The organism is Kitasatospora sp. NPDC022785, from assembly GCF_055561295.1.
Genome location: NZ_JBVHHB010000008.1, coordinates 175,599 through 189,799 on the forward strand (window position 1 = coordinate 175,599; position 14,201 = coordinate 189,799).

The following is a 14,201-nucleotide window of genomic DNA, read 5'->3' on the forward strand; positions in this document are numbered from 1 at the left end:
CACACCCCTCGGGCGCGACTAGCGCTTGCTGTACTGCGGCGCCTTGCGGGCCTTCTTGAGACCGGCCTTCTTGCGCTCGACGGCACGCGCGTCACGCATCAGGAAACCGGCCTTCTTGAGGGCGGCGCGGTTGTTGTCCACGTCGGCCTCGTTCAGGGCACGGGCGACGCCGAGGCGCAGCGCGTAGGCCTGACCGGAGGTGCCGCCACCCGAGATGCGGGCGACGACGTCGTAACGACCGTCGAGCTCCAGCAGCTTGAAGGGCTCGTTCACGGTCTGCTGGTGCACCTTGTTGGGGAAGTAGTTCTCCAGGGTGCGACCGTTGATCTTCCAGACGCCGGTGCCGGGAACGATGCGCACGCGGGCGATCGCCTCCTTGCGACGGCCAAGGCCGGCGCCGGGGACGGCCTCGCCGAAGCGACCGGCCAGCGACTCGGAGGTGTAGCTCTCCTCGGAGGTGTACTCGCCCTCGACGACGGTCTCGTCGAAGTCGACCTCAAGGGTTTCAGTGGTCTCGGCCACGGTGTTCCTCAGCTCTTTTCAGTGTTGGGGGGCTAGGTGGCCGGAGTTACTGCGCGACCTGGGTGATCTCGAACGGCACCGGCTGCTGGGCAGCGTGCGGGTGCTGGTCGCCCGAGTAGACCTTCAGCTTCGAGAGCATCTGGCGGCCCAGGGAGTTCTTGGGGACCATGCCCTTGATGGCCTTCTCGACGGCCTTCTCCGGGTTGTTCGCCAGGAGGTCGTCGTAACGGACCGAGCGGAGACCGCCCGGGAAACCGCTGTGGCGGTACGCCAGCTTCTGGGTCTTCTTGTTACCCGACAGGTGCACCTTGTCCGCGTTGATGATGATGACGAAGTCACCGGTGTCAACGTGCGGCGCGTAGATCGCCTTGTGCTTACCCCGGAGGAGGTTGGCGGCCTGGGAGGCCAGGCGGCCGAGCACGACGTCGGTCGCGTCGATGACGTGCCACTGACGCTGGACGTCGCCGGGCTTGGGGCTGTACGTACGCACGGTCGTAGCCTCTGCTTTTCAGTGAGTGAGTCCTGACAGGAGCACCTGGTCGAGCGCATCAGCCTGGCCGCCTTGGACGCAATTCAAGGGGGGCCGCTGGGTGGTCGACCTGGTATCTCCGGCGTACCGACCTCTCACGTGAGATAGAGCGAGCCAATACGCACAACAAGCACCCAGCCTACCGGGCCGCCCCGGGTGGGTCAAAAACGGTCAGCGATCGCGCTCGACCCGGGTGACGTCCCACACCGGCTCGGAGGACTCGTAGACCCGGCCGTCGGCGCCGAACACCAGGAATCGGTCGAAGGTCCTGGCGAACCAGCGGTCGTGCGTGACGCAGAGCACCGTGCCGTCGAAGGCCTCCAGCCCGGCCTGCAGCGCCTCGGCGCTCTCCAGGTCCAGGTTGTCGGTCGGCTCGTCGAGCAGGAGGGCCGTCACACCGGAGAGTTCGAGCTTGAGGATCATCAGCCGGGCCTGCTGCCCGCCGGACAGCGACTCGAACTTCTGCTCCTCCTGCCGGTCCAGCTCGTAACGGCGCAGCGCGCCCATGGCGGCACCGCGGCTGAGCGCGTGCTCCTCCTCGACGATCGAGCGGACCGTCCGGCCGAACAGCTCGGGATGGGCGTGGGTCTGCCGGAAGTGGCCCGGCACGACCCGGGCGCCGGTCTTCCACGTACCGGTGTGCGCGACCGTCTCGTCCCCGGCGAGCAGCCGCAGGAAGTGCGACTTGCCGGAGCCGTTGGAGCCCAGCACGCCGACCCGCTCGCCGTAGAAGACCTCCAGGTCGAACGGCTTCATCAGCCCGGTGAGCTCCAGCTGCTCCATGGTGAAGGAGCGCACGCCCGTGCGCCCGCCCTTGAGCCGCATGGTGATGCTCTGCTCGCGCGGGGGCTCCTCCGGGCGGCCGGCCTCCTCGAACTTCTTCAGCCGCGTCTGGGCGGCGGCGTAGCGGGTGGCGAGCGCGTGGCTGACGGAGGCCGCCTGGCGCAGCGTGACGACCAGCTTCTTGAGCTTGGCGTGCTCCTCGTCCCAGCGCCGGCCGAGCTCCTCGAACCGCGCGAAGCGGTCCTTGCGGGCCTCGTGGAAGGAGTCGAACCCGCCGCCGTGCACCCAGACGCTGCTGCCGGCCGCGCCGGACTCGACGCTGATGATCTTCTCGGCGGTGTGCGAGAGCAGCTCGCGGTCGTGCGAGATGTAGAGCACGGTCTTCGAGGTGGCCTTGATGGCCTCCTCCAGCCAGCGCTTGCCCGGCACGTCCAGGTAGTTGTCCGGCTCGTCCAGCAGCAGCACCTCTTCGGGGCCGCGCAACAGCGCCTCCAGGACCAGGCGCTTCTGCTCCCCGCCGGAGAGGGTGTTCAGGCCGCGCCACTGGGCCTTGTCGAAGGGCATGCCGAGGGCCGCCATGGTGCAGACGTCCCAGTCGGTCTCGTAGTCGTAGCCGCCGACGTCGGCCCAGTCGGAGAGCGCCTGGGCGTAGGCCATCTGCGTCTTCTCGTCGTCCTGGGCGATCATCGCCAGCTCGGCGGCGTCGACCGCGCGGGCCGCGAGCGCGATCCGCTCGGGGGCGACGGAGACCAGCAGGTCACGGACGGAGGCGTCGGCGGGCAGCGCGCCCGGCGTCTGCGACTGGTCCTCGCGGCCGGTGGTGCCGACGAACTGGCGCATCACGCCGAGTCCGCCGCTGATCGTCACCGTGCCGCCGTGCGGCTGGATGTCGCCCGCGATCATGCGCAGCAGCGTGGTCTTGCCGGCGCCGTTGGCGCCCACCAGGGCGACCGCGGCGCCCTCGCCGACCCGGAAGGACGCGTCGTCGAACAGCACCCGCCCGTCCGGCAGGTAGTACTCCAGGTGCGAAATCTCGACGTGTCCCATGAGGGAGATTGTCCCAAGTCGCGGCCGTGGGCCAAAACGGATTACGGCTGCCCCGGCAGCGTGCGGATCCGGCGGGCCAGCCGGCTGCGCTCGGCGAGCTGGTCGTCGGCCGGGTATCCGACCTCCTCCAGCGTCAGCCCGTACGGCCGGATCACGTTGACGGCGGAGTTGCGCACCCCGCCGGCCAGCACCTCGCCGGGGAACTCCACCGGGCGGTGGCCGTCGCCGACCAGCAGCATCGCGCCGACCAGCGCCCGCACCATGTTGTGGCAGAAGGCGTCGGCCCGGACGGTGGCGACCGCCAGCGAGCCCTCCTGCGAGGCGTAGGCGTCCACCGGGACGCGGTCCCAGTGCAGCTCCAGCAGGGTGCGGATGGTGGTCGCGCCCTCGCGCTTCTTGCAGTAGGCGGCGAAGTCGTGCTCGCCGAGCAGCAGCTTGGCGGCCGCATTCATCTTCTCGACGTCCAGCGGCCGGTCGTGCCAGAGCACGTGCCCGCGCAGCAGCGGGTCCACCCCGCCGGGGTGGTCGGCGACCCGGTAGGCGTACCGGCGCCAGATGGCGGAGAAGCGGGCGTCGAAGCCGGCCGGGGCCTCGCCGAGCCGGTAGATCCGGACGTCCCCGGGCAGCCGCCCTGCCAGCCGCCGCAGCAGCTTCTCCCGGTGTTCGGCCCACAGCCCGGCCGGCAGGTCGACGTGCGCGACCTGGCCGCGGGCGTGCACTCCGGCGTCGGTGCGGCCGGCGACGGTCAGCGGGTACAGCTCGGTGCTGCGGGTCACGATCTGCAGCGCGGTCTCGATCTCCTCCTGCACCGTCCGCCGGCCGCCGCGCTGGCGGGCCCAGCCGGAGAACTCGGCGCCTTGGTAGGCGAGGTCGAGCCGGATCCGGACGTACCCGTCCGCCGGACCGTCCTTCACCGGCGGCCGCTCGGCGCAATCGTTGACCACTGCTTCTCTCCCCGGACTGCTTCTTCTACCCAAAGACGAGGAACGGGCCCGCTCCCCCACGGATGGGAGAACGGGCCCGCAACACCTGGAGGTGTCAGGCCTGCTCGGCGGCCTCGGCCTCGTCGGCCTTGGTCTCGACGGCAGCGGCGGCCTCGTCGGCCTCCTTGACGGCGCGCTTGGTGGCGCCCTCGGCCTCGCCGACGGCGGTCTGCGCGACGGTCAGCGCCTCGACCAGCTCGATCACGGCCATCGGGGCGTTGTCGCCACGACGGGGACCGATCTTGGTGATACGGGTGTAACCACCCGGGCGGTTCTCGTAGCGCGGCGCGATCTCGGTGAAGAGGGTGTGCAGCACGGCGATGTCGGTGATCGTCTTGCGAACCAGGCGACGGTTGTGGATGTCGCCCTTCTTCGCCTTGGTGATCAGCTTCTCCGCCAGCGGGCGCATCCGACGGGCCTTGGCCTCGGTCGTGGTGATGCGGCCGTACTGGAAGAGCTCCCGGCACAGACCGGCGAGCAGCAGCGGCTCGTGGTGCGGGCCGCCGCCGAGGCGGGCACCCTTGGTGGGACGCGGCATGGATTACTCCTTGAATCTCCGACTACGGCCGTATCAGGTACCGCAGCGGGCGTACGGGCACTGTTGCCCGTACGACTTTCGCGACGACGGGGGCGGCTCCGTGGAACCGCCCCCGCGGCCAAATCTCTTAGTACTGCTCGGTCTCCGCGTAACCCGCGTCGTCCAGGTCGTCGGCGCCGAAGGCGTCGGCGGCGGCGGTCGGGTCGAACCCGGGCGGGCTGTCCTTGAGCGCCAGGCCCATGCCGGCCAGCTTCGCCTTGACCTCGTCGATCGACTTCGCACCGAAGTTGCGGATGTCGAGCAGGTCGGCCTCGGAGCGGGCGACGAGCTCACCCACGGTGTGGATGCCCTCGCGCTTGAGGCAGTTGTACGACCGAACGGTGAGCTCCAGCTCCTCGATCGGCAGCGCCAGGTCGGCGGCCAGGGCGGCGTCCGTCGGGGACGGGCCCATGTCGATGCCCTCGGCGTCGATGTTCAGCTCGCGGGCGAGACCGAACAGCTCCACCAGGGTCTTGCCGGCCGAGGCCATGGCGTCACGCGGGCGCATGGCGGGCTTGGTCTCGACGTCGACGATCAGCTTGTCGAAGTCGGTCCGCTGCTCGACACGGGTGGCCTCGACCTTGTAGGTGACCTTCAGCACGGGGCTGTAGATCGAGTCGACCGGGATGCGGCCGATCTCCTGGCCGGAGGCCTTGTTCTGCACGGCGGAGACGTAGCCGCGACCGCGCTCGACGGTCAGCTCCATCTCCAGCTTGCCCTTGCCGTTCAGCGTGGCGAGGACCAGCTCGGGGTTGTGCACCTCGACACCGGCCGGCGGGGCGATGTCGGCGGCGGTGACCACACCCGGGCCCTGCTTGCGCAGGTACATCACGACCGGCTCGTCGTGCTCCGAGGAGACGACCAGCTGCTTGATGTTGAGGATGAGGTCGGTCACGTCCTCCTTGACGCCCGGCACGGTGGTGAACTCGTGCAGGACACCGTCGATGCGGATGCTGGTGACAGCAGCGCCGGGGATCGACGAGAGGAGGGTGCGGCGCAGGGAGTTGCCGAGGGTGTAGCCGAAGCCCGGCTCCAGCGGCTCGATCACGAACCGCGAGCGGAATTCGTCGACGACCTCTTCGGTCAGCGAGGGACGCTGAGCGATCAGCATGTTTTCAGATCCTCCAGTTGTCTTCGGCACCCACTATTTGATGCCGAACAGAACCAGCGTACGGGCTCCCGTCCAAAACGGGAGCCCGTACGAGGTTTAAAGCAGTACCCGCGTGCCCGAAGGCGCTGCGTCAGACGCGGCGGCGCTTCGGCGGACGGCAGCCGTTGTGCGGGGTGGGGGTGACGTCCTGGATCGAGCCGACCTCCAGGCCGGTGGCCTGGAGCGAACGGATCGCGGTCTCGCGGCCGGAGCCCGGACCCTTCACGAAGACGTCAACCTTGCGCATGCCGTGCTCCTGCGCGCGACGGGCAGCGGCCTCGGCGGCCATCTGCGCGGCGAACGGGGTGGACTTGCGCGAGCCCTTGAAGCCGACGTGGCCGGCAGAGGCCCAGGAGATCACGTTGCCCGCGGGGTCGGTGATCGAAACGATGGTGTTGTTGAACGTGCTCTTGATGTGCGCGTGGCCGTGAGCGACGTTCTTCTTTTCCTTGCGGCGGATCTTCTTCGCGCCGGCAGCCTGACGACCCTTGGGGGGCATAAGTCTGTTCTCCTACTGAGGTGGTCGGTCCGCTGACCCGCGGGCCGGAGGGATGTCCGGTTACGGGACGGACTACTTCTTGCCCGGCTTCTTCTTGCCGGCAATCGCGCGACGCGGGCCCTTGCGGGTACGCGCGTTGGTGTGGGTGCGCTGACCGCGGACCGGCAGGCCACGGCGGTGACGCAGACCCTCGTAGCAGCCGATCTCGACCTTGCGGCGGATGTCGGCGGCCACCTCACGGCGGAGGTCACCCTCGACCGTGTAGTTGGCGTCGATGTACTGGCCCAGCTTGACGAGGTCTTCCTCGGAGATGTCGCGAACGCGGACATCCGGGTTGACACCGGTCTCGGCCAGGGTCTGCTGGGCGCGGGTACGGCCGATGCCGTACACGTACGTAAGGGCGATCTCGATCCGCTTCTCACGGGGGAGATCAACGCCGGCGAGGCGTGCCATTCAAGGCTCCTGTGTTTCTTCAGAGGTCTTGCGTGCTACCTACTCCGACACCTCACGGTGAGGGAGCCCCGGCCTCTGACCGGGGGCGGCAGTCCGCCCTGCGAAGGGCGGATCGGGTAGCCCGCTTATGACGTTTTCGCGTCGCGCGAAGTACTACGAGAAATGCTGGGGGGAGAGCAATCAGCCCTGGCGCTGCTTGTGGCGCAGGTTGTCGCAGATCACCATGACCCGGCCGTGACGGCGGATCACCTTGCACTTGTCGCAGATCTTCTTGACGCTCGGCTTGACCTTCATGTCTCAGGTTCTCCGGGTCTAGATCTGACGTTGTTACTTGTAGCGGTAGACGATCCGGCCGCGCGTGAGGTCGTAGGGGCTGAGCTCCACGACGACCCTGTCGTCCGGCAGGATGCGGATGTAGTGCATGCGCATCTTGCCGCTGATGTGCGCGAGGACCTTGTGACCGTTCTGCAGCTCGACCTTGAACATCGCGTTCGGAAGAGACTCGATCACGGTGCCCTCGATCTCAATGGCGCCTTGCTTCTTAGCCATGAACTGCGAGATCCACCTTCCGGGACCGGCTACCGTATGCGGCACGCTCGTGCGAACCTGGGTTCACCCCGACCCGCTAGGGAAGAGGGCGTGCTGAAGCACGCTACGAGTGAGCCGACGGTCCATCCTACGCCAGCCCGTGGGATGCGCCAAAACCGGGGCCGGGTCGTCGGCGCACGGCGTCAGCGCGGGGCGACGACCATCAGCGGCTCGACGTGCGCGGTGCAGGCGGAGCAGCGGCGGGCGGCCTCGGGGATCTCGGTCAGGCACTCGGGGCAGGGGCGCTTCGGGATCTTCGGCTTCTTCGGCATGTACCGGGCGGTGGCCTTGGTGACCGGCAGCACGACGCAGAAGTACAGCACCGCGGCGGTCATGAAGAACGCGATCAGCACGTTGAGGAACTGGCCGTACGGGAACGTGACCCCGGCCACCACGGCCTTGTAGGAGCTGAAGTCGCCGGCCGCGCCGACCACCACGCCCACCAGCGGGGTGAGGAACGCCGACACGAAGCCGGTCACCACCCCGGTGAAGGCGGCACCGATGACGACACCGACCGCCATGTCGACCACGTTGCCGCGCATCATGAAGTCGCGGAATCCCTTGAGCACTGCTCTCTCCTGCCGTTCGAAGCCGCTGAAGCCACTGCCAGCCGATAAAAATAGGACAAAAGCCCTGGAGGTCCAAACCTCCAGGGCTCTGATCCTTTGTCAGACGCGGCAGTCGGCCGCCTCGGCCACTACGCCAACGGGTCCGGAGCTGCGGTGATGCCCAGCTTCGCCAGCTCGGCCCGGCCGCCGTCGAAGGCGGTCAGCACCAGCGGACCCTGCTCCGTCACAGCCACCGAGTGCTCCCAGTGCGAGGCCCAGGTGCCGTCGTTGGTCACGACGGTCCACTCGTCCTCCAGCACCGTGGTGTGCGGGGTGCCGAGCGAGACCATGGGCTCGATCGCCAGCACGGTGCCGGGGACCAGCTTGGGGCCCTTGCCGCGGCCGCGCTCGACGTAGTTCAGCACGTGCGGCTCCATGTGCATCGCGGTGCCGATGCCGTGGCCGCCGTAGCCCTCGGTGATGCCCCACTTGCCCTTGGGAGGAAGCGGCTGGCGGCGGATGAAGCCCTCGATCGCCTTGGAGACGTCGACCAGCCGGTTGCCCTTCTTCATCTGGGCGATGCCGGCCCACATCGAGCCCTCGGTCACCGTGCTCAGCATCTCCACCTCGGGCCGGACCTCGCCGACCGCCACGGTGATCGCCGCGTCGCCGTGCCAGCCGTCCAGGATGGCGCCGCAGTCGATCGAGATGACGTCGCCCTCCTGCAGCACCCGGTCGCCGGGGATGCCGTGGACGACCTCGTTGTTCACCGAGGCGCAGATCACCCCGGGGAACCAGAGCCCGCCGTGGTGGGCGCGGAAGTTCGAGGTGGCGCCGTGGTCGGTGATGACCTTGTCGGCGACGTCGTTGAGCTCCTGGGTGGTCACCCCCGGAGCGACCGCCTCACGGCAGGCCTTGAGCGCCTCGGCGACGACCAGCCCGGCCGCTCGCATCTTCGCGATCTGCTCGGGGGTCTTGATCTCCACCATCTGGTCACGCCTTCCTTGGGTTCCCGCCCGGTCCTTGCCGGGCGGCCGTGCACTCGTTCCACCGTACGACGCCGTACGGCCGCGCTGCCCCGGGGAAGGGGAGCGCGGCCGTACGTACGTGTCCGGAAACTCAGCTGTCCTGCTTCAGCGCCCCGATCGCGCGCTGGGTGACCTCGTCCACCTTGCCGAGGGCCGGGATCGTCGCCACCAGGCCCTGCTGGGCGTAGTAGTCGATGATCGGCTCGGTCTCCGTGTGGTAGACCTCCAGGCGCGTGCGCACCTTCTCCTCGGTGTCGTCCGAGCGCTGGTACAGCTCGCCACCGCACTCGTCGCAGACGCCCGCGGTCTTCGGCGGGTTGTAGTCCACGTGGAACACGTGGCCGCCGTCGTTGCGGCAGAGCCGACGGCCGGCGATGCGCCGGACGACCTCGTCCTCGGGGACCTCGAGGTCCAGCACGCCGTCCAGCGCGATGCCCTGCTCCGCGAGGAACTCGTCCAGCGCCTTGGCCTGGCCGAGGTTGCGGGGGAAGCCGTCGAGCAGGAAGCCCTTGGCGGCGTCGGGCTGGAGCATGCGGTCCTTGGCCATCCCGATGGTGACCTCATCCGGTACCAGGCGACCCGCGTCCATGTAGCTCTTGGCCTCGAGCCCCAGCGGGGTGCCCTGACCGATGTTGGCGCGGAACAGGTCGCCGGTGGAGATGTGGGGGATGGACAGGGTCTTGGCGAGCAGGTGCGCCTGAGTACCCTTCCCGGCCCCGGGAGGCCCGACGAGGACGATACGCATCAGCGGAGGAACCCTTCGTAATTGCGCTGCTGGAGCTGGCTCTCGATCTGCTTCACAGTTTCGAGTCCGACGCCGACGACGATGAGAACACTGGTGCCGCCGAACGGGAAGTTGGTCTGCTGTCCGAAGGCGACCAGGGCGATCATCGGGATCAACGCGATCAGGCCCAGGTAGAGCGAACCCGGCCACGTGATGCGGGTGAGCACGTAGTTCAGGTACTCGGCCGTCGGTCGGCCGGCCCGGATGCCCGGGATGAACCCACCATACTTCTTCATATTGTCGGCAACTTCTTCGGGGTTGAAGGAGATCGCGACGTAGAAGAAGGCGAAGAAGACGATCAGCAGGAAGTAGGTCGCCATGTAGATCGGGTGGTCGCCCTTGACGAAGTTCGTCCTGATCCAGACCGCCCAGCTCGCCTGGCTGTTGGTCAGCTGGACCACCAGCGCGGGGATGTACAGCAGGGACGAGGCGAAGATGACCGGGATGACACCGGCCTGGTTCACCTTGAGCGGGATGTAGGTCGAGGTGCCGCCGAAGGCCCGCCGCCCGATCATCCGCTTCGCGTACTGGACGGGGATCCGGCGCTGGGCCTGCTCCACGAAGATGACCAGCATCACAACGATGACGCCGACCGCGACCACGGAGAGGAACTCGACCCAGCCGCCGCCGATGGTGCCGCCCGTCTTGATCGCCCACATCGAGGACGGGAACTGCGCCGCGATCGAGGTGAAGATCAGCAGCGACATGCCGTTGCCGATGCCGCGGTCGGTGATCAGCTCGCCGAGCCACATGATGAACGTGGTGCCGGCGGTCATCGTGAGAACCATGACGGCGATCCGGAACACCCCGGTGTCCGGCACGACCTGGTTGCCCACGGGGCAGTTCGAGAACAGCGCGCCGCTGGAGGCCGTCGCCACGATGCCGGTGCCCTGGAGCACGGCGAGCGCGATGGTCAGGTACCGGGTGTACTGGGTGATCTTCGCGGTGCCGGCCTGCCCCTCCTTCTTCAGCGCCTCGAGCCGCGGGATCACGACGGTGAGGAGCTGGAGGATGATGCTGGCGGTGATGTACGGCATGATGCCGAGCGCGAAGATCGTCAGCTGGAGGAGCGCGCCACCGCTGAACAGGTTGACGAGCCCGAACAGACCGCTGTTCCTGGACGCCTTCACACAGGCGTTGACGGCCTGGAAGTCCACCCCGGGTACCGGGATGTGCGAACCCAGCCGGAACAGCACCATGATGCCCAGCGTGAACAGCAGCTTCTTGCGCAGGTCGGGCGTCTGGAACGCCCGCGCGAACGCACTGAGCACGGTGCCTCCTGCGCCTCCCGCGCGTCGTCGGCGGGAGGGTCGGTCCTGAATGGGGAGTTTTCGGTTCGGGCCCCCGTACAGACGGCACAGGCGAGCCTACGCGCAGCCTACAAGGGAACTCCACGGACTCTAACAGTGCGCGGCCACTCGAAAGAAGCGCGTACGGCCCCTCCCCCACTCACGGGGTACGGGATGCCCGGGTTTGCCACACAAAAGAACGAGGCCCGCACCTACCGGGGAGCGGGCCGGGCGGCGGCGGGAAAAGCACGAGCCCCGCACCTCCCGGAGGAGGTGCGGGGCTCGTGGGAAGTCAGCGGGCTCAGACGAGCTCGGTGACGGTACCGCCGGCGGCGGTGATCTTCTCGGCGGCGGAGCCGGAGACGGCGTCAACCGTCACCTGCAGGGCAACCGAGATCTCGCCGGTGCCGAGCACCTTGACGAGGGAGTTCTTGCGAACCGCGCCCTTGGCGACCAGGCCCTCGACGGTGACCTCGCCACCCTGCGGGTAGAGCTCGGCCAGCTTGTCGAGGTTGACAACCTGGAACGTGATCTTGAACGGGTTCTTGAAGCCCTTCAGCTTCGGCAGGCGCATGTGGAGCGGCATCTGGCCACCCTCGAAGCGCTGCGGAACCTGGTAGCGGGCCTTGGTGCCCTTGGTACCACGACCGGCGGTCTTACCCTTGGAGCCTTCACCACGACCGACACGGGTCTTGGCGGTCTTGGCACCCGGGGCGGGACGCAGGTTGTGCACCTTGATCGGCGAGTCAGCCATCTCAGTCCACCTCCTCGACCGTGACGAGGTGACGCACGGTCTGGGCCATCCCGCGGATCTCGGGACGGTCCTCCTTGACGACCACATCGTGCATGCGCTTCAGACCCAGCGAGCGCAGCGTCTCGCGGTGGTTCTGCTTGCTGCCGATGTAGGACTTGGTCTGCGTGATCTTCAGGCGAGCCATCAGGCGCTCACCCCTGCAGCACGAGCCCGCAGCAGAGCGGCGGGAGCCACGTCCTCCAGCGGCAGGCCACGACGCGCGGCGATCTCCTCGGGGCGCACGAGGCCCTTCAGAGCGGCCACGGTGGCGTGCACGATGTTGATCGCGTTGTCGGAGCCGAGCGACTTCGACAGGATGTCGTGGATACCGGCGCACTCCAGCACGGCACGCACCGGGCCACCGGCGATAACACCGGTACCGGGGGCAGCCGGCTTCAGGAGCACGACGCCGGCAGCCTTCTCGCCCTGGATCGGGTGCGGGATGGTGCCCTGGATACGGGGGACCTTGAAGAAGTTCTTCTTGGCCTCCTCAACACCCTTGGCGATGGCGGCCGGAACCTCCTTCGCCTTCCCGTAACCGACACCCACGGTGCCGTCACCGTCGCCCACCACGACCAGCGCGGTGAAGCTGAAACGACGACCACCCTTGACAACCTTGGCGACACGGTTGATCGCAACGACACGCTCGACGTAAGCGGTCTTCTCGACGGCGGGGGCGTTACCCCGGTCGTCACGCTTACGGTCGCGCCGCTCGCCACCGCCGGTGCCGCCGCCGGCGCCGCTACCGCGGCGCTGGGGTCCAGCCATTGGAATTACCTCTCTCGATTACGTCCGTCGACTGAGCCGACGAGCGGCTTAGAAGTCGAGCCCGGCCTCACGGGCAGCATCGGCCAGAGCGGCGATGCGGCCTGCGTACCGGTTGCCCGCGCGGTCGAAGACGACCGACTCGATGCCGGCGGCCTTGGCGCGCTCGGCGACCAGGCTCCCGACCTTCTTGGCCAGCTCGGTCTTGTCGCCCTCGACGCCCTTGATGGACACGTCGAGAGTGGACGCCGACGCCAGGGTGTGACCCTTGGCGTCGTCGATGACCTGGGCGACCATGTGACGGTTCGAGCGCGTCACGACGAGGCGCGGACGCACCTCGGTGCCGACGACGCGCTTGCGAACGCGGATCGCGCGGCGCTTGCGAGCGGCGCTCTTGTAGGCGTTGCCCTTGCCGATCTTGACAGAGACGCTCATCGCTTACTTACCACTCTTTCCGACCTTGCGGCGGATGACCTCGCCCGCGTACTTGACGCCCTTGGCCTTGTACGGGTCGGGCTTGCGCAGCTTGCGGATCTTTGCGGCGACCTCGCCGACCTTCTGCTTGTCGATACCGTCCACGTGGAACTTGGTGGCCGACTCGACGACGAAGGTGATGCCCTCAGGGGCCTCGACCAGGATCGGGTGGCTGTAGCCCAGCTGGAACTCCATGTTGGAGCCCTTCGCCAGAACTCGGTAGCCGACGCCGCTGATCTCCAGCGACTTGCGGTAGCCCGCGGTCACGCCGGTGATCATGTTCGCCACCAGCGTGCGGGAAAGGCCGTGCAGGGCCTTCGACAGACGCTCGTCGTTGGGGCGGGTGACGAGCAGCGTGCCGTCCTCGCCCTTGCCGATCTCGATCGGCGCGGCGACATGGTGGGTGAGGGAGCCCTTCGGGCCCTTCACCGAGACCGCCTGGCCATCGATGGTGACGTCCACGCCGGCGGGAACCGGGATGGGCAGCCGTCCAATGCGCGACATTGCTGTACCTCCGTTTCCCGAATTACCAGACGTAGGCGAGAACTTCTCCGCCTACGCCCTTCTTGGCAGCCTGCTTGTCGGTGAGGAGACCGGAGGACGTGGAGATGATCGCCACGCCCAGGCCGCCGAGAACCTTCGGCAGGTTGGTGGACTTTGCGTAGACCCGCAGGCCCGGCTTGCTGATCCGCTTGATGCCAGCGATCGAGCGCTCACGGTTGGGGCCGAACTTGAGCTCGATGGTCAGCTTCTTGCCGACCTCGCCCTCAACGGGCTCCTCAACCTTGTAGGAGGAGATGTACCCCTCCTGCTGCAGGATCTGGGCGACGTGCGCCTTGATCTTGCTGGCCGGCATCGCCACGGTGTCGTGGTACGCCGAGTTCGCGTTACGCAGACGCGTGAGCATGTCTGCGATGGGGTCGGTCATGGTCATGATGGCCTCAGGCCTCTCTCGCCGTGGTTTCTCCGCGCCAGGTCCCCCTGCCGCACTCCGAGGAGTGCGGCAGGGGCACAGACGCAGGGGACCTGCGGCGTCGTAAGACTGGGTGCGAGCCCTCCGAAGAGGGTCGACGGCAGCTATGGAGCTCCCGCGACAGGGGGCCCGACCTCACTACCTTACGGGATTCCGTACGTAGCCCCAAAAAGGGGCGCTGTGGGATCGGGCACACCTGCTTCGCTATGGCGTTACCGCGAGATCCTGATTACCAGGAGCTCTTGGTCACGCCCGGCAGCTCGCCGCGGTGGGCCATCTCACGGAGGCACACACGGCAGAGGCCGAACTTGCGGTACACCGAGTGCGGACGGCCGCAGCGCTGGCACCGGGTGTAGGCCCGGACGCCGAACTTCGGCTTCCGCTCGGCCTTCGCGATGAGGGACTTCTTCGCCATT

At 67.9% G+C, this 14,201-nt stretch carries 21 protein-coding genes; all 21 read right to left on the minus strand.

What is annotated here, in order from left to right:
- Positions 1-18 precede the first annotated feature (18 nt).
- Positions 19-522, minus strand: a complete 504-nt coding sequence (gene rpsI / locus ACZ3YO_RS15705) for a 30S ribosomal protein S9 (RefSeq protein ID WP_148644401.1) — start codon at positions 520-522, stop codon at positions 19-21.
- 46 nt (positions 523-568) lie between these two features.
- The gene (rplM, locus tag ACZ3YO_RS15710; RefSeq protein ID WP_014136251.1) at positions 569-1,012 is read right to left on the minus strand and encodes a 50S ribosomal protein L13; all 444 of its coding nucleotides are present in this window, start codon (positions 1,010-1,012) and stop codon (positions 569-571) included.
- Between the two features lie 210 nt (positions 1,013-1,222).
- Complete coding sequence (locus tag ACZ3YO_RS15715) at positions 1,223-2,881, minus strand: ABC-F family ATP-binding cassette domain-containing protein (protein WP_396321452.1); 1,659 nt, start codon at positions 2,879-2,881, stop codon at positions 1,223-1,225.
- Between the two features lie 41 nt (positions 2,882-2,922).
- Positions 2,923-3,825, minus strand: coding sequence for a tRNA pseudouridine(38-40) synthase TruA (gene truA / locus ACZ3YO_RS15720; protein WP_465569475.1), 903 nt, complete (start codon positions 3,823-3,825; stop codon positions 2,923-2,925).
- Between the two features lie 94 nt (positions 3,826-3,919).
- Positions 3,920-4,402: a 50S ribosomal protein L17 gene (gene rplQ / locus ACZ3YO_RS15725; protein ID WP_465548872.1), complete on the minus strand. Its 483-nt coding sequence runs from the start codon at positions 4,400-4,402 to the stop codon at positions 3,920-3,922.
- 127 nt (positions 4,403-4,529) lie between these two features.
- Positions 4,530-5,552, minus strand: coding sequence for a DNA-directed RNA polymerase subunit alpha (locus ACZ3YO_RS15730; RefSeq protein ID WP_030055844.1), 1,023 nt, complete (start codon positions 5,550-5,552; stop codon positions 4,530-4,532).
- A gap of 130 nt (positions 5,553-5,682) precedes the next feature.
- Positions 5,683-6,090, minus strand: a complete 408-nt coding sequence (gene rpsK / locus ACZ3YO_RS15735; protein ID WP_030232513.1) for a 30S ribosomal protein S11 — start codon at positions 6,088-6,090, stop codon at positions 5,683-5,685.
- Positions 6,091-6,162: 72 nt separating this feature from the next.
- Entirely contained in the window at positions 6,163-6,543 is a 381-nt protein-coding gene (gene rpsM, locus ACZ3YO_RS15740) for a 30S ribosomal protein S13 (RefSeq protein ID WP_030232510.1), read from the minus strand.
- Positions 6,544-6,723: 180 nt separating this feature from the next.
- On the minus strand, positions 6,724-6,837 hold the full coding sequence (gene rpmJ, locus ACZ3YO_RS15745) for a 50S ribosomal protein L36 (RefSeq protein WP_003956441.1): 114 nt from the start codon (positions 6,835-6,837) through the stop codon (positions 6,724-6,726).
- A 33-nt stretch (positions 6,838-6,870) separates the two neighbouring features.
- Positions 6,871-7,092 (minus strand): translation initiation factor IF-1, encoded by a 222-nt coding sequence (gene infA / locus ACZ3YO_RS15750; protein ID WP_003956442.1) that lies wholly within the window; start codon positions 7,090-7,092, stop codon positions 6,871-6,873.
- Positions 7,093-7,274: 182 nt separating this feature from the next.
- The gene (gene mscL / locus ACZ3YO_RS15755) at positions 7,275-7,700 is read right to left on the minus strand and encodes a large conductance mechanosensitive channel protein MscL (RefSeq protein ID WP_465569478.1); all 426 of its coding nucleotides are present in this window, start codon (positions 7,698-7,700) and stop codon (positions 7,275-7,277) included.
- Positions 7,701-7,828: 128 nt separating this feature from the next.
- On the minus strand, positions 7,829-8,668 hold the full coding sequence (gene map / locus ACZ3YO_RS15760) for a type I methionyl aminopeptidase (protein ID WP_465569480.1): 840 nt from the start codon (positions 8,666-8,668) through the stop codon (positions 7,829-7,831).
- Between the two features lie 130 nt (positions 8,669-8,798).
- Positions 8,799-9,452, minus strand: a complete 654-nt coding sequence (locus ACZ3YO_RS15765; RefSeq protein WP_465548879.1) for an adenylate kinase — start codon at positions 9,450-9,452, stop codon at positions 8,799-8,801.
- Positions 9,452-10,762, minus strand: coding sequence for a preprotein translocase subunit SecY (gene secY / locus ACZ3YO_RS15770; protein ID WP_465569482.1), 1,311 nt, complete (start codon positions 10,760-10,762; stop codon positions 9,452-9,454). The genes ACZ3YO_RS15765 and secY overlap by 1 nt, the downstream gene beginning before the upstream one ends.
- A gap of 319 nt (positions 10,763-11,081) precedes the next feature.
- A complete protein-coding gene (gene rplO / locus ACZ3YO_RS15775; RefSeq protein ID WP_396321459.1) occupies positions 11,082-11,534 on the minus strand; it encodes a 50S ribosomal protein L15 in 453 nt (150 codons plus the stop codon).
- A 1-nt stretch (position 11,535) separates the two neighbouring features.
- Positions 11,536-11,718, minus strand: a complete 183-nt coding sequence (gene rpmD, locus ACZ3YO_RS15780) for a 50S ribosomal protein L30 (RefSeq protein ID WP_030300409.1) — start codon at positions 11,716-11,718, stop codon at positions 11,536-11,538.
- Complete coding sequence (rpsE, locus tag ACZ3YO_RS15785; RefSeq protein ID WP_030055834.1) at positions 11,718-12,341, minus strand: 30S ribosomal protein S5; 624 nt, start codon at positions 12,339-12,341, stop codon at positions 11,718-11,720. Before rpsE ends, rpmD begins: the two co-directional genes overlap by 1 nt.
- 48 nt (positions 12,342-12,389) lie before the next feature.
- Entirely contained in the window at positions 12,390-12,773 is a 384-nt protein-coding gene (rplR, locus tag ACZ3YO_RS15790; RefSeq protein WP_209414075.1) for a 50S ribosomal protein L18, read from the minus strand.
- A 3-nt stretch (positions 12,774-12,776) separates the two neighbouring features.
- Positions 12,777-13,316, minus strand: a complete 540-nt coding sequence (gene rplF / locus ACZ3YO_RS15795; protein WP_329488120.1) for a 50S ribosomal protein L6 — start codon at positions 13,314-13,316, stop codon at positions 12,777-12,779.
- Between the two features lie 22 nt (positions 13,317-13,338).
- Positions 13,339-13,746 carry a 30S ribosomal protein S8 gene (gene rpsH, locus ACZ3YO_RS15800; RefSeq protein WP_030232489.1) on the minus strand — a complete coding sequence of 136 codons (408 nt, stop codon included), beginning with the start codon at positions 13,744-13,746 and terminating at the stop codon, positions 13,339-13,341.
- Positions 13,747-14,014: 268 nt separating this feature from the next.
- Entirely contained in the window at positions 14,015-14,200 is a 186-nt protein-coding gene (locus ACZ3YO_RS15805; protein WP_030393303.1) for a type Z 30S ribosomal protein S14, read from the minus strand.
- Between the last annotated feature and the right edge of the window lies 1 nt (position 14,201).

Coding starts and splice junctions, on each gene's coding strand:
- ACZ3YO_RS15715 (WP_396321452.1), bottom strand. CDS start 2,881: ATGGGACACGTCGAGATTTCGCACCTGGAGTACTACCTGCCGGACGGG.
- rplQ (WP_465548872.1), bottom strand. CDS start 4,402: ATGCCGCGTCCCACCAAGGGTGCCCGCCTCGGCGGCGGCCCGCACCAC.
- ACZ3YO_RS15730 (WP_030055844.1), bottom strand. CDS start 5,552: ATGCTGATCGCTCAGCGTCCCTCGCTGACCGAAGAGGTCGTCGACGAA.
- rpsK (WP_030232513.1), bottom strand. CDS start 6,090: ATGCCCCCCAAGGGTCGTCAGGCTGCCGGCGCGAAGAAGATCCGCCGC.
- rpsM (WP_030232510.1), bottom strand. CDS start 6,543: ATGGCACGCCTCGCCGGCGTTGATCTCCCCCGTGAGAAGCGGATCGAG.
- rpmJ (WP_003956441.1), bottom strand. CDS start 6,837: ATGAAGGTCAAGCCGAGCGTCAAGAAGATCTGCGACAAGTGCAAGGTG.
- infA (WP_003956442.1), bottom strand. CDS start 7,092: ATGGCTAAGAAGCAAGGCGCCATTGAGATCGAGGGCACCGTGATCGAG.
- map (WP_465569480.1), bottom strand. CDS start 8,668: ATGGTGGAGATCAAGACCCCCGAGCAGATCGCGAAGATGCGAGCGGCC.
- ACZ3YO_RS15765 (WP_465548879.1), bottom strand. CDS start 9,452: ATGCGTATCGTCCTCGTCGGGCCTCCCGGGGCCGGGAAGGGTACTCAG.
- rplO (WP_396321459.1), bottom strand. CDS start 11,534: ATGGCTGACTCGCCGATCAAGGTGCACAACCTGCGTCCCGCCCCGGGT.
- rpmD (WP_030300409.1), bottom strand. CDS start 11,718: ATGGCTCGCCTGAAGATCACGCAGACCAAGTCCTACATCGGCAGCAAG.
- rpsE (WP_030055834.1), bottom strand. CDS start 12,341: ATGGCTGGACCCCAGCGCCGCGGTAGCGGCGCCGGCGGCGGCACCGGC.
- rplR (WP_209414075.1), bottom strand. CDS start 12,773: ATGAGCGTCTCTGTCAAGATCGGCAAGGGCAACGCCTACAAGAGCGCC.
- rplF (WP_329488120.1), bottom strand. CDS start 13,316: ATGTCGCGCATTGGACGGCTGCCCATCCCGGTTCCCGCCGGCGTGGAC.
- rpsH (WP_030232489.1), bottom strand. CDS start 13,746: ATGACCATGACCGACCCCATCGCAGACATGCTCACGCGTCTGCGTAAC.
- ACZ3YO_RS15805 (WP_030393303.1), bottom strand. CDS start 14,200: ATGGCGAAGAAGTCCCTCATCGCGAAGGCCGAGCGGAAGCCGAAGTTC.